The sequence below is a fragment of the Acidimicrobiia bacterium genome, assembly GCA_029210695.1.
Taxonomy (GTDB): domain Bacteria; phylum Actinomycetota; class Acidimicrobiia; order Spongiisociales; family JAHEDJ01; genus JAHEDJ01.
In genome coordinates this window covers 1-21,484 of sequence record JARGFH010000050.1, presented here as the reverse complement: position 1 = coordinate 21,484, position 21,484 = coordinate 1, and the positions used below count along the sequence as shown (strand labels likewise).

The 21,484-nt window shown below is 65.5% G+C and carries 19 protein-coding genes; 11 read left to right on the top strand and 8 right to left on the bottom strand.

Annotated features, from left to right (window positions below; translation table 11 throughout):
• The first annotated feature begins 136 nt into the window (after positions 1 to 136).
• The 4 genes from P1T08_14220 (at position 137) to P1T08_14205 (ending at position 4,218) form a co-directional block, all read left to right on the top strand.
• Positions 137 to 556, top strand: a complete 420-nt coding sequence (locus P1T08_14220) for a pyridoxamine 5'-phosphate oxidase (GenBank protein MDF1597231.1) — start codon at positions 137 to 139, stop codon at positions 554 to 556.
• 110 nt (positions 557 to 666) lie between these two features.
• On the top strand, positions 667 to 1,344 hold the full coding sequence (locus tag P1T08_14215) for a response regulator transcription factor (GenBank protein MDF1597230.1): 678 nt from the start codon (positions 667 to 669) through the stop codon (positions 1,342 to 1,344).
• A 1-nt stretch (position 1,345) separates the two neighbouring features.
• Positions 1,346 to 2,818: a HAMP domain-containing sensor histidine kinase gene (locus P1T08_14210; protein ID MDF1597229.1), complete on the top strand. Its 1,473-nt coding sequence runs from the start codon at positions 1,346 to 1,348 to the stop codon at positions 2,816 to 2,818.
• The gene (locus P1T08_14205) at positions 2,815 to 4,218 is read left to right on the top strand and encodes a GerMN domain-containing protein (protein MDF1597228.1); all 1,404 of its coding nucleotides are present in this window, start codon (positions 2,815 to 2,817) and stop codon (positions 4,216 to 4,218) included. Before P1T08_14210 ends, P1T08_14205 begins: the two co-directional genes overlap by 4 nt.
• A 13-nt stretch (positions 4,219 to 4,231) precedes the next feature.
• On the opposite strand, the gene P1T08_14200 is transcribed toward P1T08_14205, so the two are convergent.
• Complete coding sequence (locus tag P1T08_14200; GenBank protein MDF1597227.1) at positions 4,232 to 5,251, bottom strand: DUF2804 domain-containing protein; 1,020 nt, start codon at positions 5,249 to 5,251, stop codon at positions 4,232 to 4,234.
• A 110-nt stretch (positions 5,252 to 5,361) separates the two neighbouring features.
• Here P1T08_14200 and P1T08_14195 point away from each other — a divergent pair, with 110 nt between their 5' ends.
• Positions 5,362 to 6,030, top strand: coding sequence for a haloacid dehalogenase type II (locus P1T08_14195; protein ID MDF1597226.1), 669 nt, complete (start codon positions 5,362 to 5,364; stop codon positions 6,028 to 6,030).
• A gap of 36 nt (positions 6,031 to 6,066) precedes the next feature.
• Here the strand turns inward: P1T08_14195 and P1T08_14190 are convergent, their stop codons facing one another.
• From P1T08_14190 to P1T08_14170, 5 genes are read right to left on the bottom strand one after another with little or no spacing between them, the layout of a single operon-like run.
• A complete protein-coding gene (locus tag P1T08_14190) occupies positions 6,067 to 7,290 on the bottom strand; it encodes a VWA domain-containing protein (GenBank protein MDF1597225.1) in 1,224 nt (407 codons plus the stop codon).
• Positions 7,287 to 8,171 carry a MoxR family ATPase gene (locus P1T08_14185; protein ID MDF1597224.1) on the bottom strand — a complete coding sequence of 295 codons (885 nt, stop codon included), beginning with the start codon at positions 8,169 to 8,171 and terminating at the stop codon, positions 7,287 to 7,289. Before P1T08_14185 ends, P1T08_14190 begins: the two co-directional genes overlap by 4 nt.
• Positions 8,172 to 8,229: 58 nt before the next feature.
• The gene (locus P1T08_14180; protein MDF1597223.1) at positions 8,230 to 9,087 is read right to left on the bottom strand and encodes a xanthine dehydrogenase family protein subunit M; all 858 of its coding nucleotides are present in this window, start codon (positions 9,085 to 9,087) and stop codon (positions 8,230 to 8,232) included.
• Entirely contained in the window at positions 9,087 to 11,444 is a 2,358-nt protein-coding gene (locus tag P1T08_14175; protein MDF1597222.1) for a xanthine dehydrogenase family protein molybdopterin-binding subunit, read from the bottom strand. Before P1T08_14175 ends, P1T08_14180 begins: the two co-directional genes overlap by 1 nt.
• Positions 11,441 to 11,989 (bottom strand): (2Fe-2S)-binding protein, encoded by a 549-nt coding sequence (locus P1T08_14170; GenBank protein MDF1597221.1) that lies wholly within the window; start codon positions 11,987 to 11,989, stop codon positions 11,441 to 11,443. The genes P1T08_14175 and P1T08_14170 overlap by 4 nt, the downstream gene beginning before the upstream one ends.
• A 266-nt stretch (positions 11,990 to 12,255) precedes the next feature.
• Between P1T08_14170 and P1T08_14165 the strand changes: the two genes are divergently transcribed.
• The 3 genes from P1T08_14165 (at position 12,256) to P1T08_14155 (ending at position 18,478) form a co-directional block, all read left to right on the top strand.
• A complete protein-coding gene (locus P1T08_14165) occupies positions 12,256 to 13,359 on the top strand; it encodes an XdhC family protein (GenBank protein ID MDF1597220.1) in 1,104 nt (367 codons plus the stop codon).
• A complete protein-coding gene (locus P1T08_14160) occupies positions 13,356 to 13,919 on the top strand; it encodes an SRPBCC family protein (GenBank protein MDF1597219.1) in 564 nt (187 codons plus the stop codon). The genes P1T08_14165 and P1T08_14160 overlap by 4 nt, the downstream gene beginning before the upstream one ends.
• A 101-nt stretch (positions 13,920 to 14,020) precedes the next feature.
• Complete coding sequence (locus P1T08_14155) at positions 14,021 to 18,478, top strand: hypothetical protein (protein MDF1597218.1); 4,458 nt, start codon at positions 14,021 to 14,023, stop codon at positions 18,476 to 18,478.
• 28 nt (positions 18,479 to 18,506) lie between these two features.
• Here the strand turns inward: P1T08_14155 and P1T08_14150 are convergent, their stop codons facing one another.
• Entirely contained in the window at positions 18,507 to 18,632 is a 126-nt protein-coding gene (locus P1T08_14150; GenBank protein MDF1597217.1) for a hypothetical protein, read from the bottom strand.
• A gap of 36 nt (positions 18,633 to 18,668) precedes the next feature.
• Between P1T08_14150 and P1T08_14145 the strand changes: the two genes are divergently transcribed.
• From P1T08_14145 to P1T08_14135, 3 genes are all read left to right on the top strand, one after another.
• Entirely contained in the window at positions 18,669 to 19,106 is a 438-nt protein-coding gene (locus P1T08_14145; GenBank protein ID MDF1597216.1) for a CoA-binding protein, read from the top strand.
• Positions 19,107 to 19,155: 49 nt separating this feature from the next.
• Complete coding sequence (locus P1T08_14140; GenBank protein MDF1597215.1) at positions 19,156 to 19,506, top strand: antibiotic biosynthesis monooxygenase; 351 nt, start codon at positions 19,156 to 19,158, stop codon at positions 19,504 to 19,506.
• Positions 19,507 to 19,588: 82 nt separating this feature from the next.
• On the top strand, positions 19,589 to 20,830 hold the full coding sequence (locus P1T08_14135) for an NAD(P)/FAD-dependent oxidoreductase (protein MDF1597214.1): 1,242 nt from the start codon (positions 19,589 to 19,591) through the stop codon (positions 20,828 to 20,830).
• A 4-nt stretch (positions 20,831 to 20,834) separates the two neighbouring features.
• Here P1T08_14135 and P1T08_14130 read toward each other — a convergent pair whose 3' ends face one another.
• Positions 20,835 to 21,404, bottom strand: coding sequence for a hypothetical protein (locus tag P1T08_14130; protein ID MDF1597213.1), 570 nt, complete (start codon positions 21,402 to 21,404; stop codon positions 20,835 to 20,837).
• Positions 21,405 to 21,484 lie beyond the last annotated feature (80 nt).

Here is a 21,484-nt window from a genome sequence, read left to right as displayed (position 1 = left end):
CCAGGGAGGCAACCGTTGCCCATCCGAGCACCACTCCGACCCCGATACCGAGCAAGGATTGAGTCCCGTCTCATACGCCCGGATGACGATGGATAATGTATCCGGACACGAGGAGGGGTCGATGAGCGCAGTATCAATGACCAGAGATGAGCGCGAGGAGTTCCTGGCGGGACTTCACGTCGGCGTCATCGCGATTGGCCGAACGGGCCTTCCCCCGCTCACGGTGCCTATCTGGTACGACTACCAACCGGGCGGCGAGGTCATCATTCTCACCTCGTCGAAGTCGACGAAGGGCCTCCTCCTCAAGGAGGCCGGAAACTTCAGCCTGTGCGCACAAACTGAAGAGCCCCCCTACCGATACGTGACGGTCGAGGGAACGGTCACAGGCGCACGTCCGGCCGACCGCGAATCTGACACAAGGCCCATGGCTCGACGGTACCTCGGCATCAAGGGTGGGGACGCATACACCGATTCAACCCCGCATAGCCCCGACGAAACGGTGTATTCGATGCGACCGGAGCGCTGGTACACGGTCGACTACTCAAAGCTCTACTAGACACTCTCCAAGTCCGTTTTCGCGCGGGGATCCTCCCCTATGAGGTGGGAACCCCGCGCGAAAACGAGAAGAGACTGCTGCGGACCGCCGTATCAGGCATACTCAGGGGCGTGGACGCCACGATTCTGCTTGTTGAGGACGACCCGTCGATCCGGGAGATCACCAAACTCGGGCTCACCGATGCGGGCTTCAGCGTTCACACCGCAGTCGACGGTGATGAAGCGCTCGCCCGGTTCCGTCACGATCAGCCGGATCTGGTGGTGCTGGATGTCATGCTGCCCAAACGCGATGGCCTGGAGGTGTGCCGGACGATTCGGGCTGAGTCCTCGGTTCCGGTGGTGATGCTGACGGCCCGCAGCGACGCCATCGATGTCGTCGTCGGGCTCGAATCGGGCGCGGACGACTACGTAACAAAGCCGTTCGAAATGCCGATCCTCGTTGCGCGCATCCGGGCGGCCCTCCGCAGGGCGCAACTCACGGATCCGGCGGAAAGCCTCACCCTCGGCCCTTTGCACATCGATGTGCTGGGACACCGGGTCACCGTGGACGATGAAGAGATCGGCCTCACTCCCACCGAATTTAGGCTGCTACTCGAATTGGTGCGCCGCCCCGGTCAGGTGTTCACCCGGGAGATGCTGCTCGACCGGGTGTGGGGATACTCCTACCTCGGCGACTCGCGTCTGGTCGATGTTGCCATCCAACGCCTGCGAGCGAAGATCGAACCGGGCCCTGAGTCCCGGGTGCTGATCGAGACAGTGCGGGGTGTCGGCTACCGGGCGAGTCGCTGAGATGTTCCGCAGCTTTCGGGCCCGGTTGATTGCCACGGTGATCGCCCTCATCGCCGTGACGGCGGGATTCGTCGCAGTAGCGTCATACGTCCTCGTGCGCACCTCGCTCCGTGCCCAGCTCGTCGATGACGCCGTTGCCAGGGCAGAATTCAATATCACCGTTCTGGCCACCGGGGACCAGCTTCCCGCCAACGCCGGACGTGCAGCATTCGAGGAGAGCGGCCTCGTCGATCGTTTCCTGCTGCGCGGCAGCGGTGGCGTGATCGTCGACTTCCCCAACGGCGAAGTATTTGCCTCGTCGCTCGGCCTCCTGGCCGCCGATGATCTTCTCTCCACCGAACTGCGCGGCATCGTTGCACGAGGCGCGTTCGGCTATGAGTTCCTGACGGTGGATGAAAATCCAACGCTGGTCGTCGGCGGCAGCCGGCCACCGTCCGGTCCCGACTTCTTCTTCTTCTTCTCGGCCGCCGAGGTTGATAATGCCCTGGCGCAGCTGGCCAGGGTCCTGGCATTGGCCGGTGCGGGGATTCTGGTCCTCGGGGCTCTGGGCGCCGGGTTGATTGCCCGGCGCGTCCTCCGACCGGTGGCGATCGCCGGCCAAGCCGCCGGTTTGATGGCGGAGGGTGACCTGACCGTCCGGCTCCCGGCCGAAACCCACGACGAGCTCGGCCGCCTGGCCGTCGCCTTCAACCAGATGGCTGCTTCGCTCGAGGATCAGATCAGTGCGCTCGTTCGCGCCCACGATCGCGAGCGTCGGTTCGTGGCGGATGTCTCCCACGAGCTCCGAACCCCACTGACCGCGCTCGTCAACGAAGCTGCCATGTTGGAGAGCCGACTCGACGACCTGCCGGACACCGACAGGCGGGTGGGAGCAATGCTGGTGGGCGATGTCGCCCGGCTTCGCACTCTGGTGGAGGACCTCCTCGAAGTGTCCCGCCTCGATTCGGCCCCATCTGCACCCGATACGGCCGACGTCGATCTGCCGCGGTTCCTGGATGCGGTGATCGAGGACCGGCATCCGGCTGCCGAGCTGGTGATTACCGGTTCGATCGGGCCGATCCGCTCCGACCGGCGCTCCCTGGAGCGCATCGTCGGAAATCTGCTCGACAATGCCCGCAGTCATGCTCCGGATGCTCCCGTCACCGTCAGGGCCGGCGTCGAAGGGGGTGAGCTCATGATCGAAGTCGCCGACGAAGGCCCCGGAGTGGATGCTGGCGATATGCCGCATCTGTTCGATCGGTTCTTCAAGACGGATTCGGCTCGCCGGGGTGGATCCGGGCTTGGCCTCGCCATCGCCCGCCAGCATGCCGAGCGGCTGGGCGGAGACCTGACGGTACGGGCCGGACGCCGGCAGGGACTGGTATTCGCGGTGCGCCTGCCTGTGACCGAATCGTTACACCCCGGTGACGGTGCCGAGAAATCGACCGTGCAACCTGAGGACGAGCAAGAGCAACACAGCAGGAGCACACCATGAAGCGCATCATCGTCACCATCAGCGTGCTGGCACTGATCGCCGCCGGCTGCGGGGCCGGAAACATCGGCGATGCCGGCTCGGTCCCTTTCGTTCCCTCCGATACGACGGTGCCCGGCACCGTTCCGACCACCCAGCCGCCCTCCGATGAGCCGGGCGAGCCTTCCGATCAGCTTTTTGTTGAGTTGTTCTTCATCAAAGAAGGCCTCTCGGCCAAGTCGGTGATTCGTGCCGTTGAAACGCCGGACGTCGCTGCCAATGCGATCCGTGCGTTGATAGAAGGACCGACACCGGCCGAACAGGACACAGAGCTGTCGACCGCCGTTCCCGCCGACACGCTCCTCCTCGGTCTCACGATCGAAGACGGACTGGCGACGATCGACCTTTCCCGCGAGTTCGAGGTCGGCGGTGGTTCGTTCAACATCCTCAGCAGACTCGCCCAGGTTGTCTATACGCTCACCCAGTTCGAAACCATCGGCAGGGTGAACTTCCGGCTCGATGGAGAACCGGTAACCGTGTTCTCCGGCGAGGGCGTGTTGCTCGAGAGTCCGGTTGGTCGTCACGACTACGCCACGATCCTCCCGATCGAGCCGGGGCCCGACACCACCGCCGCCGCACCCTGGACACAGAACGACCTGCCGGACACCACCGGTGTTCCGGCCTCCAAGCTGGGCCGCGTCACCCTCGTCGCGGCAGATGACGTGCTGAACGTCCGTCAGGATCCGACCGTGGCGGCACCAATTGTCGGAATGCTGCTGCCGGGTGTTGTCGTCGAACGGACCGGGCCCGAGGAGATCAGCGGATCATCCGTGTGGGCGCAGATCGAAACGCCGGTCGGTGGGTTCTGGGTCAACGATCGGTACCTGGCCGCAGTCGTGACCGCCGCCGATTTCGAAGACGATGTGAGGGTCCCGCAGCTGTTGGACGAGTTCGCCCGGATCATCGCCGCAGACGGCGATCTTCGGGCCGTGACGTCTAGCCGCGGGCTCTACGTCGCATACAACGCGGCACCCATCCGATTCCCCTCGGACGAACTCGGGTCGATCCTCACGTCCACCACGACGTACAAGTGGCCGTCCAACGCACTTTCGCAGGACGACCCCGAGTTCCAGCAGATCCCCGGCCGTACCTTCGCCGAGGCAGTAGCCGACAGTTTCCTGTCCGCCTACGACGACCCGGACACCATCACGACGGTGAACGACCCGATCGAGGCAGGCAACAGCCGGCTGCCCGACTTCGCCATCCCACTGGAGTTCGCATCGTTCAACTACATCGGGGTGCACGACTCCGGCGACAACCCCGACTACGGCGGACTCGACTGGACCACCTGGTACGTGTCGATCGACTATGAGAACGGTTCTCCCGTCATCGTGGGGCTGACCGTCGACATGTGGTCACCGTAGAACCCGACCCGGCTCACCAGCGGGCGTGGTGCTCCTCGGCCCAGCCGACGAGATCACGAATTCGGAGCTCTTCGCCGCCGTCGATCACGACGGTCCCCGCGTAGCGTCCGAACATCTGGTGTACACCCGACCTGATGATGAGCAGGTTGGTGTGTGCGAACCGATCGAGAAACGGCGTGAATTCGAGATCAACGCGATCGGAGCGCATCCGCCACGGCCGCATGAAGTTCCGATCATCGTATGCGAAGTCGACTCCCTCCAGCTTGTGGGTCCGACCGTCCAGCAGCACGGTGTTCTCCGTTGCGGCGGAGGTATCCCCGAACCCATAGCCCATGTTCAATCCGATGCGGCGGCCATCGTCGAGGAACCCTGAGGCGCTGGCCCACACCCAGAACGAGTCGTAGTCCCACACTCCTCTCCCCCAGTCGAGGTTGCCGGAGCTGGTGTCTGGTTCAATCGGGTACGCCGTATTGCCGACGGTTAGCGCCCCCTTGACCGGCATGCAGTTGATCTTCCGGTTGTAGTAGAAACGCCGCTCGCCGATCGGTATGGCCACCACGGTCGATTCCGGGGGCTGCTGATAGTACAAGTCGGCGACGAGCCGCTCTCCACCGAACCCCGACCAGTCGACGTGCACGGCCCGGGTATCCCCGTCGGTAGCGAACTCGAGTTTCGCCTTCTTTCCGCGATAGCTGCTCGTTCCCTGATCGCTGTTGCGGGCGAGTTCGACACCCCGCCCCAGAGGAATTGTGATGGTTGCCTCGCGAAACGTGGCAGCTGCGAAGTCGACGAGATAGATGAAGATCTGTCCGGCATACCCGAGGTGGGCGATGGTGGCCGAGAAGTATCCACCAGGAAAGGTAACGCCGTAATAGTCCCAGCGTTTGATCCGGAGTCGCTGCAACGGGCGCAACCGGTAGACCCGGGACTGCTCGAGGTTGCAGTCGAGGAGCGGCTGCCTGGCCCATCCGACCTGACTCAGACGCCCGTCGTCGGCGAGAAGCGGCGAGGCTTTGGTGATTTCTTGTTGCACCGGTCGATCCGTCGTCAGACTATTGCTTCCAAGCTACCCGTCGACATATTCGGGAGGGACCCAACTCGACGAAGTAGCGTTGGCAATTCACTCAGCAAGGGAAGTCACCGATGCCGCCAGTTGTCGTTTTCGATGTGAATGAAACCCTGCTCGATCTCTCTGTACTCGACGCCCCCCTGCAGCGGATCCTCGGTGAAGGCCCGGTGCGCCGCGAGTGGTTCGCGCAGTTGATCCAGCTAGCGCTCGTCGTCACACTCACCGACTCCTACCTGAACTTCAAAGTGCTGGCGGGTGAAGCTTTGGACCTCGTCGCCGGCCGGCGCGGCGTCGTTCTCGATGACGAGGCCCGCTCGTCTGTAGTGGGACAAATCACTCACCTCCCTGCCCATCCGGAGGTCCCGGCCGCCCTCGATCTGCTGCGAACCGGCGGAGTCCGGTTGGTGGCGCTCACCAACTCACCTCCGGCGACGGCCGAGGCGCAACTGACCAACGCCGGGCTGATCGACCGTTTTGAACGGGTCATGTCGGTGGATCCAACCAGACGCTTCAAACCGCACCCGGCTCCCTACGAGATGGCGGCTGACGAACTCGGTATCGGCCCGACCCGGTTGTGGATGGTTGCGGCCCACGACTGGGACATCGCCGGGGCGATGCGCGTCGGGTACAAGGGAGCGTTCGTCGACCGACCCGGTCAGGATTTCGCCTCGGCATACCCGGCGCCTGATCTGGTTGGCGCCGACGTGGCCGAAGTGGCCCAGAGCCTGCTCACCCAAGACTGACCAGGACAAAACCCGTTTTCGCGCGGGGATCTCCCCCTATGAGGTGGGAATCCCGCGCGAAAACGGAGGGGAACCGTGAGCGTCGCCACCGACGGGGCGCGGACGCCGGTGGCCCGGCACCGACTCGAGTGTCCGGATCACTTCTCGCAGATCGCGCAGGTTTGCGGCGGGGAGGAAGTCGTCGACGAACGGCAGGGCGGCCTGCATGCCACGTGTTTCCGGGGCGAATCCGGGCCGGCCGGCGAGTGGGTTGAGCCAGATCACCCGGTGCACACTCCGGCTGAAGATGCCCATCTGCTTCCGCAGCACGTCCGGGTCACCCCGGTCCCAGCCGTCCGAAATGATCAACGCAATCGGCCCGCCCCGCACCACCCGGCGGCTCCACTCCCGATTGAAGGTTTCGAGCGACTCCCCGATCCTCGTTCCACCCGACCAGTCGTTCACAGCCGCCGAGATCTGTGACAGGGCAATGCGCGGATCGCGGTGCCGAACTTGTCGGGTTATCCGGGTCAGATGAGTGGCGAAAACGAACGCCTCCAGACGGCCCAGCTTCCCACGGGCGGCGTGGATGAAATAGAGGAGCATCTCGACGTAGCGCTCCATCGAGCCGGACACGTCCGCAACTACCAGCAATGGACGGCGGCGAGGGCGGGGCGCGACGAAGGCGAGCGGCAGAAGATCGGCCTTGCTCCCTACGAGGTTCCGAAGGGTGCGCCGCAGATCGGGCCTGTATCCAGACCGGGCCGGCTCCCACCGTCGTCCCAGCGTCTCGGCGGGCTGCCAGATCATGCGGGCCATGATCCGCCGGACCTCTTCCTGCTCCTCCGGGGTCAGCTCGGTGAAATCCTTGCCGGCGAGCCGTTCCGAGTAGGAACCGCCCATCTGCTCTGCCACCTCCTTCGGCTCCGCCGCGTCATCGTCACTCGCTTCAGCTGAGGTCGGGGCGATCACCCGCAGGGTCGGGTTTCGGCGCCAGGTCTGGAACTCGATCGTGTCTAGTTTCGGGGCTCGTGGAGAGCGGCCCGATCCGAAGAACAGCTCCCACGCTTCATTGAAGACCAACTGATGGTCCGGGCGGGTGATCGTGACGGCCCGCAGGGCATGAAAGGCGTCCTCCGGGTTGTCGAGTCCGACGATCAGGGCCGCTCGGAGGAGATCGGCGGCCGTCTCGGACGTGACGGGCAAGCCTCGGGTACGGAGGTACCGGGCGAAGTGAACGAGGTTATCGGTGAACGGCTCGGTGGGGGGCGAGGCGTTCATCCGGCCGTGAGCAACCTCTCGACGCCCGTCGTCCGCACCCGTTCGATGTCCTCCTGGTACTTGAGAATGACACCCAGCGTGGAGTCGGCGACTTCTGGAGAAAGACGGGCCGACCCGAGCACGGCGAGTGATGCCGCCCAGTCGAGCGTCTCCGCAACCCCGGGCGGTTTGAACAGGTCCATGGTGCGGAGCCGTTCCATCGCCCGGGCCAACTCAGCGGCCAGTTCCGCGCTGATACCCGGGATCTTGCGATGGACGATCGCAGTCTCGCGCTCGAAGGTCGGGTAGTCGATCCAGTGGTAGATGCACCGGCGTTTGAGAGCGTCGTGAATCTCCCGTGTCCGGTTAGAGGTCACCACGACCACCGGCGCCGTTGCAGCCCGGATGGTGCCGATCTCAGGAATGGTCACCTGGAAGTCGGAGAGGAACTCGAGCAGATAGGCCTCGAACTCCTCATCGGCCCGATCGAGCTCGTCGATCAGCAGCACCGGTCGCCTGCCCGTGGCGGCCGCTTCGACTGCCTGCAAGAGTGGTCTCGCCACCAGGTATTCCCGGCTCATGATGTCGGCTACGTCCGCCTTGGCCCCCTCCCCCTTTACCTCGAGCAAACGGATGGCCAGCATCTGGCGGGCATAATCCCACTCGTAAAGGGCATGGTTGGCATCCAGACCTTCGTAGCACTGGAGGCGGATGAGGGGTTCATCGAGCACGGCGGCCAGGACCTTGGCGACCTCTGTCTTGCCGACGCCCGCTTCGCCTTCGAGGAACAGCGGACGTCCAAGCTCCAGCGCGAGGTGCACCGTCACCGCCAGGCTGCGATCGGCGATGTAGTCACGAGAAGTAAATGCCTCGCTGACCTGATCGACTGATGAAGGGATCACGGTTCGGAGCGTACCCGGAGTGGGAGGGGGCGTGCCGACCCACTCCGGGTATGTCGACTCAACCGGCGGTACGCTCGGCTGCGGCTGCCAGTGCTCGTCGGGCCAGGACGCCGGCCAGGTGGACCCGATACTCCCCGGAGGCGTAGAGGTCTCCGATCGGGTTGCCGAGTGCCCCGGCTACCGCGCCGGCGGCTGATGCGAACACCTCGGGTGACGGTGCCTGACCGGTCAAGGCGGACACGTCGACGGCAACAGGCTTGCCCGCCACTCCCCCGACGGCGAGACGCGCACCGGTGATCGAACCGCCCTCCATCATCACGATGGCGGCAATACCAACCACGGCATAGCTCGAAGCGGGATGACGGTGCTTGAGGTAGACACCGCCGGTTCCGGCCGGCAAGGACGGGATGGTAACCGACGTGATCAGCTCACCGAGCTCGAGAGCCGTAGTGAAGATGTCGACGAAGAAGTCACCAATCGCGACCTGTCTGGTACCGGCCACTGAAGCCGTGTTGACCGTCGCCCCCAACGCCAGCAGCGTCGTGGGATAGTCGGCGGCCGGGTCGGCGTGGGCAATGCTGCCCCCCATCGTGCCGCGCGCTCGCACCTGCGCATCGCCGATGTGGGCGGCCGTCTCGGCGAGAATCCGGCAATGAGTGGCGACCACCGTCGAGGCGGCCACCACTTCATGGGTGGCGAGCGCGCCGATGGTCAGGCCGCCGCCGTTCTGCTCGATGGCATCCAGACCGGGGATCCGGCTGATGTCGACCAGTGTTGCCGGGTTGCTGACCCGCAACTTCATCGCCGGAAGGAGACTGTGGCCGCCCGCCAGGGGGCGAGCGCCCTCTGCGCCGAGGAGACTGAACGCCTCGTCCAGGGTGACCGGTCGCTGATAGTCAAAAGGTGCGGGATGCATCAGAGACCTCCCTCCGCGTCGCGTATTGCCCGCCAGACCCGCTCCGGGGTCATCGGCATGTCGACCTTGTTCACACCCAGCGGGAGGAGCGCATCGATCACGGCGTTGTAGACGGTCGGCGTCGAGCCGATCGTTCCCGTTTCCCCGACACCTTTCACTCCGAGCGGGTTGACCGGCGTCGGCGTTTCGGTCTTACCGAGTTCAAACGGCGGGAAGAAACTGGCCTTGGGAATGGCGTAGTCCATTAGGGAGCCGGTGACGAGATTCCCGTCCTCGTCGTAACCTGCCCCCTCCCACAGGACTTGCGCCACGCCCTGAACGATCCCTCCATGGATCTGGCCTTCGACGATCATCGGGTTGATAATCGGTCCGCAGTCGTCGACCGCCGCGTACCGCTGCAGTTCGATCTCCCCGGTCTCCGGATCGACCTCCACCACCGCGATGTGCGTCCCGAACGGGTAGACGAAGTTCGACGGATTGAAGAACGCTGAAGCCTCGAGCCCCGGCTCAACCCCTTCCGGCATGTCCCAGGCCGTGTTGGCCGCCAGTGCGATGTCCTGAATGGTCATCGACTTGTCCCGCGACCCCTTGACCGAGAACTTGCCATCTGCGAATTCGATGTCCTCCGTCGACGCTTCGAGAAGATGGGCCGCGATCTTGACTCCCTTCTCCTTGATCTTCGTGATCGCACCCATGATGGCTCCGCTGGCTACCGGCGTCGTGCGGCTGCCGTACGTTCCCCAGCCCATCGGCGTTTGGTCGGTATCGCCGTACACGATGACAACGTCGCCGACCGGCAACCCGAGCTGGTCGGCCACGATCTGAGCGAAAGTGGTTTCTTCTCCCTGGCCGTGCGGGTTGACGCCGATCATCACGTTGACCTTGCCGGACGGGTGGAACCGGACGATAGCGCTCTCCCATAACCCGCCGCCGAAGCCGACCGCACCGGCTACCTCGGAGGGGCCGAGCCCGCAGATCTCGGTGTACGTGACAATGCCGATGCCGATGTATCTGCCCTCCTTGCGCAGTTGCGCCTGCTGAGCCCGCAGGGCCGGGTAGTCGACCATCTGCATGGCCTGGTCGAGGGCCGGTTCGTAGTTACCGGTGTCGTAGACGAGGCCGGTGATCACCTCGTGTCCCTCGGTGAACGGGGGAATGAGGTTCTTGCGCCGCAACTCGGCCGGGTCCATCCCGATCTCATGGGCAACGAGATCCATCAGCCGCTCGACCATCAGCGTCGCCTCCGGGCGGCCGGCGCCACGATAGGCATCGACCGGGGTCGTGTTCGTGAACACGCCGTAGACGTCCTCGTGGACGGCAGGAAGCGTGTAGGCACCGGACAGCATCAGCCCGTGCAGGATGGTTGGAACGCCCGTTGAGGCTGTCGACAGGTAGGCACCCAGGTTCGCCCACACTTTGGCTCTGAGGCCGAGGAGCTTGCCATCGGCGGTGGCTGCCATCTCCACTTCCTGGTAGTGGTCCCGTCCGTGGCTGGTCGCCTGGAAGTTCTCACTGCGGCTCTCGTGCCATTTGACAGGGAGGCCCGTCTGCTGGGAAGCGAAGATCACCATCGAATCTTCCGGATAGTGCGGGATCTTGGAACCAAACCCGCCTCCGACGTCGGGGGCGATCACCCGGATCTTGTGTTCGGGTATGCCGGTATCGAGCGACAACAGGAAGCGGACGATGTGCGGATTCTGGCTCGTGACCCACAGCGTCAGCTCTTCCATCGCCACGTCCCAGCGTGCCAGCGAGGCCCGTGGCTCCATCGCCATTGGGATCAGACGCTGGTTGATGATCGTGTCGGTGACCACCACATCGGCCCCGGCAAACGCAGCATCGATGTCGCCACCGGCCACCGTCCAGTGGAAACAGACATTGTTGTCAACGTCGTCGTGGAGTTTCGGCGCTCCGTCGGCGGTGGCGGCGTGCCCGTCGGTGACGGCCTCGAGGACGTCGTAGTCGACATCGACCGCAAAGGTGGCATCCCGGGCCTGCCGCTCCGTTTCGGCCACGACCATGGCGACTGCGTCACCGACGTAGCGGACCGTGTCGACGGCGATAGGCGGATGTTCGGGCGTCTTCGTGTCCGAGTCGGGCACCACCCAGGCACAGGGGATCCCTCCGAACCCAGCGTCCCGCATCTGTTGACCGGTATAGACGCCGATCACGCCGGGCATGCCGAGCGCCTCAGCGACATCGATGGCCAGGATCCGGGCATGGGCGTATGGTGACCTGACAACCGCCATGTGCACCATGCCTGGTTGAGTGAAGTTGTTGGTGTAGCGGCCGTTGCCGGTGATGAGGCGCGCATCCTCGACCCGCTTCAGCGAAGCACCAAATGGTCGATCGGTCATGATTGCCTCCTCGCCGCCAGTTCCTCAGCTTCGAGCAACGTCCGGTGGTGTGGCTTGGCCTCATCGCCTTCGAGCGGCGCATGAGACTCCACCTCGCGGGCGTAGTGCCGGATCGAGCGAACGATGTTCTCGTAGCCCGTGCAGCGGCACAGGTTGCCCTCGAGCCGTTCCCGAATCCCACGATCGGACAGGTCTCCGCCGTCCTCGACGAGTTTCACGGCGGCCATGATCATGCCGGAGGTGCAGAAGCCGCACTGGAGACCGTGCATCTCGCGGAAGGCAGCCTGCATCGGGTGGAGCCCATCGTTGCCGGACAGGCCCTCGATGGTGGTGACCGACGAACCATCGGCCTGCACGGCCAGGATGGTGCAGGACTTGACCGGCTGGCCATCGAGGTGGACGGTACAAGCCCCACATTGGCTGGTATCGCAGCCGATGTTGGTGCCGCTCAGGGCCAGGTCATCGCGGAGGTAGTCCACGAGCAGCGTGCGCGGCTCAACCTCGGTTTCTCTGGTCGTTCCATTGACGGTGATTGTGACTCTCAAGACGGTCCCTCCTCATGTCGAATTGGTCGGGTCAGACAGGGATCAGGGAGGGGCGCGTTTCGAGCCGACCACATGTACCGACCGAAGTGACCGGCCGCCGAGGCGGCCAATGTGTGTGCCGAACACGCGTGTCTGCGGTTCCATGCGCCACCTCGAGAAGTTGACTGGTACTGACCCTACACAGGCACCGAGGCCGCATGACCGGTAGATTGCGATCTAATTGTCGAGCCAGTCGGGATGCCGGTGTTCCGCGAAGGGGATCCACCGTGAGCGAGCTGTCGCAGATTCTGTCGGCGGTCAGAGGGGCGCCCGACCCATCATGGGCGCTGGTAACGGTCGTCGGCGTCTCCGGTTCGACCTACCGTCTCCCGGGGGCGAAGCAACTCCTGCGCGCCGACGGGACCTCGGTTGGAACCGTCAGCGGCGGCTGTCTCGATGCCGATCTCGTGCGCATCGTCGGTGAGGTGATCGAATCCCAACGGGCACGTTTCGTCACCTACGATCTCAGTGCCGACGACGACGAAGTCTGGGGGTTCGGGTTGGGATGCAACGGGGTCACGGAGGTGCTGGTGGAGCCGGCCGCTTCTGCAACGTCGCTCATAGAGGAACTGGCGGCCACCCGGGAGGCGAGCCATGGATTGGCAGCGGTCACCGTCGTCGACGGCCCGGGGATCGGCTCCCGGCTCTTCGTCCGGGCCGGCGGCCAGACTTCGGGCAGCCTCGGCGACGAAGACCACGACCGGGCCGCCCGGGAGTCTGGGCGGGCAGCACTCGCGGCCGGCCGCCACTCCGAGCTGGTGACCGATAGCTTGCGCGCGTTCATCGAGGTGCAGGTTCCTGCTCCCCAGCTGATCGTGTGCGGCGCCGGGCACGACGCCATACCGCTGGTGCGCTACGGATCCGAACTGGGCTGGCGAGTCACGGTGGTCGATGACCGCGGTGCATATCTCACACACAACAGGTTCCCTCAGGCGACCGCGCTGATTGCCGGCCGTGCCGAAGATCTCCCGGATCTCGTCGTGCTGGACGGTCGCACCGACGCCATCGTGATGACCCACAACTACCTGCGGGACGTCGAGTTCCTGCGCCGTCTCATCGCATCGCCCGTTCGTTACATCGGAATGCTCGGACCGCGGGCGCGCACCGACCGCATCATCACGGACCTTCAGCGGGACGGCGTGGTGATGCCGTCTGCCGAGCCGGCCAGGCTGTACGCACCGGCCGGACTCGACATCGGTGCAGAAGGCCCGGAGCAGGTCGCCTGGGCGATTCTGGCCGAGATGCAGGCAGTGGCACGAGGACGCTCAGGCAGTCCGCTGCGAGATCGCCGGGCCGGCATCCACGAGGGCCTAAAGGAGGGAACCCCATGAAGTTCGCGCAAGAGTTCCAGGTCGGTAGGCCGCTGCCGGAGGTCTGGGCGCTGTTTCAGGATGTTCCCGCGGTCGCACAGTGCATGCCGGGCGCGGAGCTCACCGCGGACAAGGGCGGCGGGGTCTTCGCCGGCCTGGTGTCGGTGAAGCTGGGGCCACTGAACCCGACCTTTGAGGGCGAAGCGACTGCTATCTACGACGACGCTGCGAAGGAAATCCAATTGACTGGTTCCGGGGTCGACCGAACGGGCGGAAGCCGTGGCCGCGTCAATGTTGAGGTCGGGCTGCGCGACGTCGAATCTGCGACGGTCGTTGCCGTCGACGCCAACATCACCCTCTCGGGAGCGGCGTCCCGATTCGGTAGGACCGGCCTAATGGAGGAGATGGCCAACCGGCTCATCAATGAATTCGTCGCATGCCTCGAGGCGAAGCTGGCAGCCGGCACAGAAGCCGAGGCTGCCTCGGTTCAGGCCAGGGAGGTGCGAGGACTCTCGTTATTCCTCTCCAGCATCGCCGGATGGCTGAGCCGTTTGTTCCGAAGGCTGTTCGGGACGAAGTAGCCCCTCACCCCCCTGGTGTCCCCGAGTCGCCTTTGGGGGCCATCCCTGATAGGCCGCTGCTTGCGTCGGACTTAGGCTGAGGGGGACGAAGAAAGACGGCAATGCAAACCATCTGTCCGGTGTGTTCGACGCTCGATGAGGACGGCGCAGCAAGCTGCACACGCTGCGGAACAGCCCTGGCTACGAACGCGGCCGGCCTTGCCCCCGCTCGTGACGCCGGACCTTCGCCCGGAAAACGAATCTTCGCCGTTCTCCTCGGGGCGGTTGCTGCCGGCCTATTCGGAAGCGGGGCTCCACTCGCGGCCGCCGTCGTGCTGGGTGGCGTCGTCGGATGGCTCCTCGTGGAGCGGCGTTCGAGTCACGGCGCCGGCGACCCTGCCGCCGACTTCCTCCGCCGCGCCGCCGCCCGCCGCGTCATCGACGACGCAACGGCCCAGCGGCTCCTCATCCATCGCTCCTGGGAATCGGGCGCCGAGATGCCGGTGCCACAACTCGAGGACCTGATCCCGCCACCCCCCGATCACGGGCCCGCTTCCACACAACCGCCCATCCTTCCGCCTCTCCCGACCCGACCGATCATGCCGCCGCTCCCGGGACAAGCGATCCCGGACGTTCCGGCTCCTGCGGCGGTCCCGAAGGAGCCACGACCGACCCCCGACTGGGTCGGCGCCATCTCCGGAGCCTGGGCGGCACTGCGATCGGATCTCGCCGTGCACGGACTGGCGTATCTCGGCGTTCTGTTCGTGTTCGTGGGAGTGGTCGGGTTTGTCATCTTCGCCTTCAGCGGCGTCGGGTCGTCATTGCGGCCGGTGGCCGAAGTCACGATCCCGCTTGCCCTGTTCGGGTCCGCGGCCTTCCTCCGCAGGGCCCGGACACCCTTTGTGGCGGGCGCTCTCGAATTGCTCGGGGGACTCCTCACCCCGGTTGTCCTGTTCGCCGCATTCGCAGACGGCGCTCCGATTCCCCCGGATCCGGGCGATGAGGCGCTGGTGGTCACACTCACCATCGTGTCACTCCTGCTCGCCTCGGGCTACGCGTGGTTCGCGACGCGCTCGCCCCGTACATCGCTCCGGTTTCTCGTGGCCCCGATGGTGTGGACCGGGGCCGGGGTCGTCGGCCTCGCCTTCGAAAGGGGCACCTCCGCTGCCCAGTTCGCGGCGGTGACGGTGGCGGTGGCGGCCACGACACTGGTGGCCGGCCGCTTCACAGACAACCCAATTGGCCAGGCTGCGAGCGCGGTTGCGGTCGCCGGTGGAGCGGGCGGTTTCGGACTGACGCTGCTGTTCGCGGCTACCTCGGACTGGCCGCCCGTCCCGATGCTGGTCGCGGCGGCGGCTGTGGTGCTGGTCGTAGATCTGCGCCGCCACACCATCCCCTGGCCGTGGGCATGGCAACTGGCGGTGGGGGCAGCCGGAGCAATCGCCATCGCACAGACCTGGGACCCATCCCCGGTTGGGGCAGTCACCGCGCTCGGGGCGCTGGGAGCAGTCGAATTGTGGACTCACCGTGGTGTCTCTTCCGAATCGACCCTCGCCGCCCTCGCCGTATACGTAGTCGCCATGCTGGCATCGGCCGAGCAATGGCTCCTGACCGCGACCGTCGCCGGAGCAGGTTGGGCCCACTATCGCCGGATCCGACCCCTCGCCGCTGGACTGCGACCGGTGTTGCAGTCTGCCGGCGCCGTCTTGCCTCTCCTGGCCGTGGGTGCGCTGAATGACTGGGCCGGCCCGGACATCGGATGGCCGATCGTGACGGGCTTCGTCTTGCTGGTAGCGCTACTGGTCCGAAGCGCGCGCTCCGACGACACCTACCTGACATTGTGGATGCTCGGTGCGGCGACCCTGCTGCTGATCGGATCCGCCATCGACAACGCCCATCCGGCGGTCCTCATCGCCATGTCTCTGGGCGCGGCGGCCGTCTTCCTCCTGATCGGGCGTGGTCCGGGATTCGGGATCTGGGCGCCCTCGGCGGCGGTCGCGTGGGCTGCAGTTCAGATCGTCTGGGCATTCGCGATCGATCCGCGCTGGGCGCCCGTTGTTCTGGCGATCGGCGGCGTTGCCGCAGTCGGTTGGAGCTCGACGGTCCGCAGTTCGGGCCACATCGGAGCGATCGGACACCTGGCCGGAGTGGCAGCACTCGGCTGGCGCACCGACGGCTGGTGGCTGGTGGCCGTGCTGGGCGCTATCACCGGCGGCGCGGTGTGGTCGATCGTCGTCGGGGAGCGATCAGCCGAAGGCCGGTTGTTCGGACTGCTGTCCCGGGTCGTCGGCGTCGAGCGCAGCTCGGTCGGTGCCGGGCTCACTCTGGTGGCGGCGTCGCTCATACCGATGTGGTTCATCTCCATTCTCTCTGCATCGGTAGAGGACAGTGCCCGGTGGGTGGCGGTGGTGGCCGCCGGTTGGGGATTGACTGCGGCGGCCGGGTCTCGTCTGCTGGGAGACCGCCCGCATCTGGGACCCATTGTGGCCTGGTCTGCGTTTGTCTGGAGTGTCCTCGGCGCGAGCGCGGCGCTCGGATCGCGGCTCCCCGAGATGATCACGCTTAGCCTCCTGGCCGCCACGATCGTCGCCATCGAAACGAACCTGCGTCACCCGCTGATGACCTGGACGGGCTGGGCGGCCACCGGTGGGCTGGCCTTGTCGGTCGCCCGCCATTCCGGGGTGGCGGACGCCGACCTTCACCGGGTTTTGCTCATCTGGGGCTCGGTGATGGTGCTGGCGGCACTCACCGTTCGCCGGCAACAAGCACCCTATGGCAGTGACCGCAAGTTGATCGACCGCCTCGACGTCCTTCCGGCCGTCTCGCTGGGGGCTGTGGGTGCCCTGATCGGAACCGGCGTGGAACTGGTTCGACCGCCGGACGTGATGTGGCCCTGGATTATCGGGGCTGCGCTCGTAGCCGGCGCGGCTTCCGCCCTGGCGGCGATGGGCGCCCTCTCCGGTCTCGGATGGGCACTGCTGACTGCCGGGGTCTGGTCGGGGGCATACGAGTTGGATTGGCTGACGGGTGACCGGGTGTGGCCGGCCGCGGTGTGGGCAGGTTTGTTGTGTGCCTCTGCAGCCGGCCTGACCCGATTCCTTTCCGGCGTTGCATGGTGGAAGCGATGGGATCTCCCTCCGTTCGTCGTCGCCCACGGGGCGGCAGCCGCCGCCATCGCCGCCGCCGTGTGGTTCGACGACATCCCGCTCACCTGGGCGGCGTTCGGCGTTCTCGCAACGACCGTCGCCGTCGGGCTACGCCGCTGGATCTGGACGTTTGGTGCCGCCACTCTCTTCATTGGTGCGGCCTGGGTAGCGGGAGACGGATGGCTCACCCTGGCGCTGCTCGCCCTGTCGGCGGCGTCGGCGTCGCTGGCAATGTTCTCCGATGAACCGATAGCGAGCCGCCTGAATAGCGCCGCAGCCGTCTTCGGTCTATCGGGATGGGCGGCCGCGATCACCTGGCAAGAGTGGTGGCCGGACCCGGCGATCGCGGCCACCGCCGTCGGGGCCGGGTGTCTCGCTCTTGCTCTTGCGTTGGTGGTTCGTGCCCGACCGTCGTTCGCCCGGGTGACGGCTCCCTGGGCGGTGGTAGCTCTCGTCGGCGAAATGGCCGCAATAGCAACCGGCGGGGCAGGCGATCGACTTCAGACTGGATCTGGGCTGGCAGCCGGATTGGCTTTGTGGGCGATCGGACTGGGCCTGGCAGCCTCCCCACTCCAACTGCCGTGGTTGCGAGACGTCACGGTGATCCCGGCACTCGGCAGCGGAGTTGCACTTATCTACGCCCGCCAACCCAACCCCGGGGTCTCCGTCGCAGTGGTGGCAGCAGTCGGCCTGGTCTTGGCACTGGCCGGCGGCTGGTTGAAGGCAAACCGGGAGTCGGTGTGGGGTCGCCCGGTGCTGTTCGCTTCAGCGGGCGCCGATCTGGTGGCCGGAATCACCGGGTTGACGCTGCTCCCGGAAACCTGGGCGTTGATCGTTGTCCTCGTCGCTGTCGGGATCAAGCTGCTGGGTGCCGGACTGGTGTTGCCCTCACCGGTGGCCCTGGGAGGGTCCGTCTGGTCGTTCACCGCCGCCTGGGTGCTGTTCGCATTGGAGGCGGCCGACGGGAACCCGCAGTGGTTTGCAGTCCCGGTCGGTCTGGCAGTGACCGTCACCAGCGACCTCACTCGCCGCCGGGCCGGAACGGTCAGCCCGACCGGGACGATCCTCGTTTATCTCGACGCCCTGGCCGCCTTACTCATCCTCGGCCCATCCCTGGTGCAAACGGTTCAGATTTCGGTTGCGTACGGGCTCCTGGTGATGCTGTTGGGAACGTTGCTGGCCGGCTGGGGTTTGCTCATTCGTATCCGCCGGCGGCTCGTCATCGGGTCGGGGGGTGTAGTCACCGGAGCGCTGCTGCTAGTGGTAGTTCCCCTGGCCAGGGTCATCCCGCAGTTCCGTGGCCCTGCCCTCTGGGCAACGGTGATCGTGCTCGGTGTGGCGCTAATCGGAGCGGCCGTCGGACTCGAGCGGGGCCGTTCGACGGTTCGTGTCACGGTGCAGAAGCTCCGCGACCTCACATCAGATTGGGACTAGCCGCGGGGCAGCGCAGACACGTTCGCGGTCACGCCTTCCTGCGGAGACGCCTGCCCAGGACGATGGCCGCCAGAATCACCAATGACACCACAATCAGCTGCGGCGGGGTCAAGGCGATGACGGTTTCTTCTTTGGGGGTCTCTGGTGAGGTCATGACTTCGACCCTAGCCGAGGTAGGCTCCCTATCGACATGGGGACTCCGGCAACACTCGACGAGATTCGCCGCATCTACGCGGAAGCGAAAACGATCGCGGTCGTCGGCGCCTCCAATGACCCGACCCGGGCTGCTCACAACGTTCCCGCTTACCTTCAGGAGCAGGGGTACCGGATCATCCCGGTCAACCCGTTCCATCCCCGGTTGTTCGGCGAGAAATCGTACGCCGGTTTGCTGGACATCGACGAGCCGATCGATGTGGTGGATGTGTTCCGTCCACCGGAGTCGGCGCCCGACATAGCCCGCAACGCAATCGCAATCGGCGCGCACGTGCTCTGGTTGCAGCTTGGGATCGTGTCGGAGGAAGCCGCCGCCCTAGCCACCGAGGCCGGCCTGATGGTGATCATGGACCGGTGCATGGGCCAGATGCACGCCAAGCTTGGCCTGGGACCGGGTCCGGTCCACGGCATCTGAGGGACGGCAACGCTCCGCCGGCGGTGCCGCGGATCGCTAGGTTCGAACCATGCACTACATCCTCACCACGCGTTGCCGGGTGCAACCCGGAAAGATGGAGGCGTTCCTCCGGGATGTTCAACAGTGGGAAGAGGCGGCAATGGGCCTGGCGGAGGCTCCCGAGCACCACGCGGTCTACCTCTCGAGGGTCGAACCGTCGGAAGCTCTGGTCATCACTCGGTTCGAAAACAAAGCGCGAGCCGACGCGTTCGCCGAAACGGGGCTGCTCGAACGATTCCACAAGCAGATCCTGACGTGCGCCGTCACGACCTCCGAAGCGGAAGGATTCGACCTCTACTACGCCGCCGGGCCTGGTGGCCCGCGGGTTGTGTTCGGTACGGACACAGAAACCGGCAGTTGAGCAGCTCGCGACAGGCCATCGGGACCCGCAACGCCTGGGCCCCCAAGGGAACTATCGAGCGGCATCAAGTACGCTCGGTCGCATGAAGACACCGCGGGTCGTCATCGTCGGTGGCGGTTTCGGCGGTCTCAATGCAGCCAAGGCATTGGAGAGCGCTCCCGTCGAAGTGGTGCTCATCGATCGCCGCAATCACCACACCTTCCAGCCGCTCCTTTATCAAGTCGCCACGGCCGGGCTCAGCGCCATCGATATCGCCGAACCGATCCGTCGCGTGCTGCGCAAGCAGCACAACGCCACCGTGCTGATGGGCGAGGTCACCGGCATCGATCTCGCCGGGCGGATCGTGAACGTAGCGGGGCAAAACGGCCTGCCTTTCGACTTCCTCATCTTGGCCACAGGCGTCCGAGACGGCTACTTCGGACACGACCAGTGGGCAGCCCACGCTCCGGGGCTCAAGAGCGTCGACGACGCCCTAGCCGTCCGTACCAAACTGCTGCGCGCTTTCGAGCAGGCTGAGGTCGAATCCGACCAAAGGCGGCGCTCCGCCCTGCTGACCTTTGTGATCATCGGCGGCGGGCCGACCGGGGCCGAGTTGGCGGGTGCAATCGCCGAGATCTCGCGCCATACGCTCCTGGGTGAGTTCCGCCGGATTGATCCTCGTCTGGCCAGAGTGCTGCTCGTTGAAGGAGCCGACCGCATCCTGTCGTCGTATCGTCCGGCTTTGTCCCGCAAAGCGCGCACCCAACTGGAACGACTCGGCGTTGAGGTCCTGACCGGAAGCCGGGTAACCGCCGTCGACGAGCAGGGGGTGTCGATCGGCGATCGGCGCATCGAGGCGGCCACTGTTCTATGGGCCGCTGGCGTCGAGGCGTCACCCCTCGGTGCAGATTTGGGAGTGCCTGTCGATGAGATGGGCCGGGTTTTTGTGACGGATGACCTATCGATTCCCGGCCACCCGCACGTGTTCGTCATCGGGGACCTGGTCAGAGTGGAGCAAGATGGCCGACCGATTGCCGGGGTCGCGCCGGCTGCCATCCAGATGGGTCGCCACGCGGCCGGGGCGATCAAGGCCCGCTTGGACGGCCGCCCGGCGCCCGCATTCCGCTACATCGATCGCGGGACGATGGCGACGCTGGGTCGCCGCGCCGCCATCGCCGAGATCCACGGATTCAGTTTGTCTGGGTACCCGGCGTGGCTCGCCTGGCTCTTCATCCACCTCGTGTTCCTCATCGGTTTCCGGAACCGCGCCGTCGTGCTGTTTGAGTGGGCCAAGTCGTATCTCACCTACGGGCGGAGCGCCCGCCTCATCGTCGGCGAGGAGTGATCTACTACCCCGACACCGCCGCATTGACCACGAGTGTGCCGTCGATGACCTCGCCGAGTAGTGACACGTTGTCGTCGGTCCAGCTGACTCCCTCCGCGGTGTTGAGCGGAGCGCTGAGAACCTCTTCGTAGCCGACCACAGGGATCGAGGCGCCACCACATTGCGGCGGATACGACTCGGCCAGTGCCTCGCACAGCCGGGCACCGGACCCGTCCTCCACCAGAAACCCTTTGACCGCGATCGTGCCGGTGGCGTCCGTGGTCAGCGCTTCGGACACCGTCAGGCCACCGTCGACCAGCATCCCGCCCGAGGAAACGACACCCCCGCCGGTGCCGACCACCGGCTCTTCGCCCTCGTTCGGAAGATCCTGCGGTTCCTCGCCCACAACGAGCGTGTCGTTGCAGTCGGGCTCGCCCTCGATGCAGGCGGCCGAAACCCCCGGGGTCTCTCCCGGATTGTCATTGGGTGGGATCGATGCAGGATCTCCGTCGCTCGCACCGCCGCCGCATGCGGCGGCCAGCAGCATCATGGTTACGACGATCGCCGACAGGCGACCGAGGCGCATACTCGTCATTTCTGGCGCTTCGGAATTGAGCGGGGTGTAGGGGTTCCCGGTTGATTAGGAGGGCTCTGCCAATCTGATGGTTACTACGC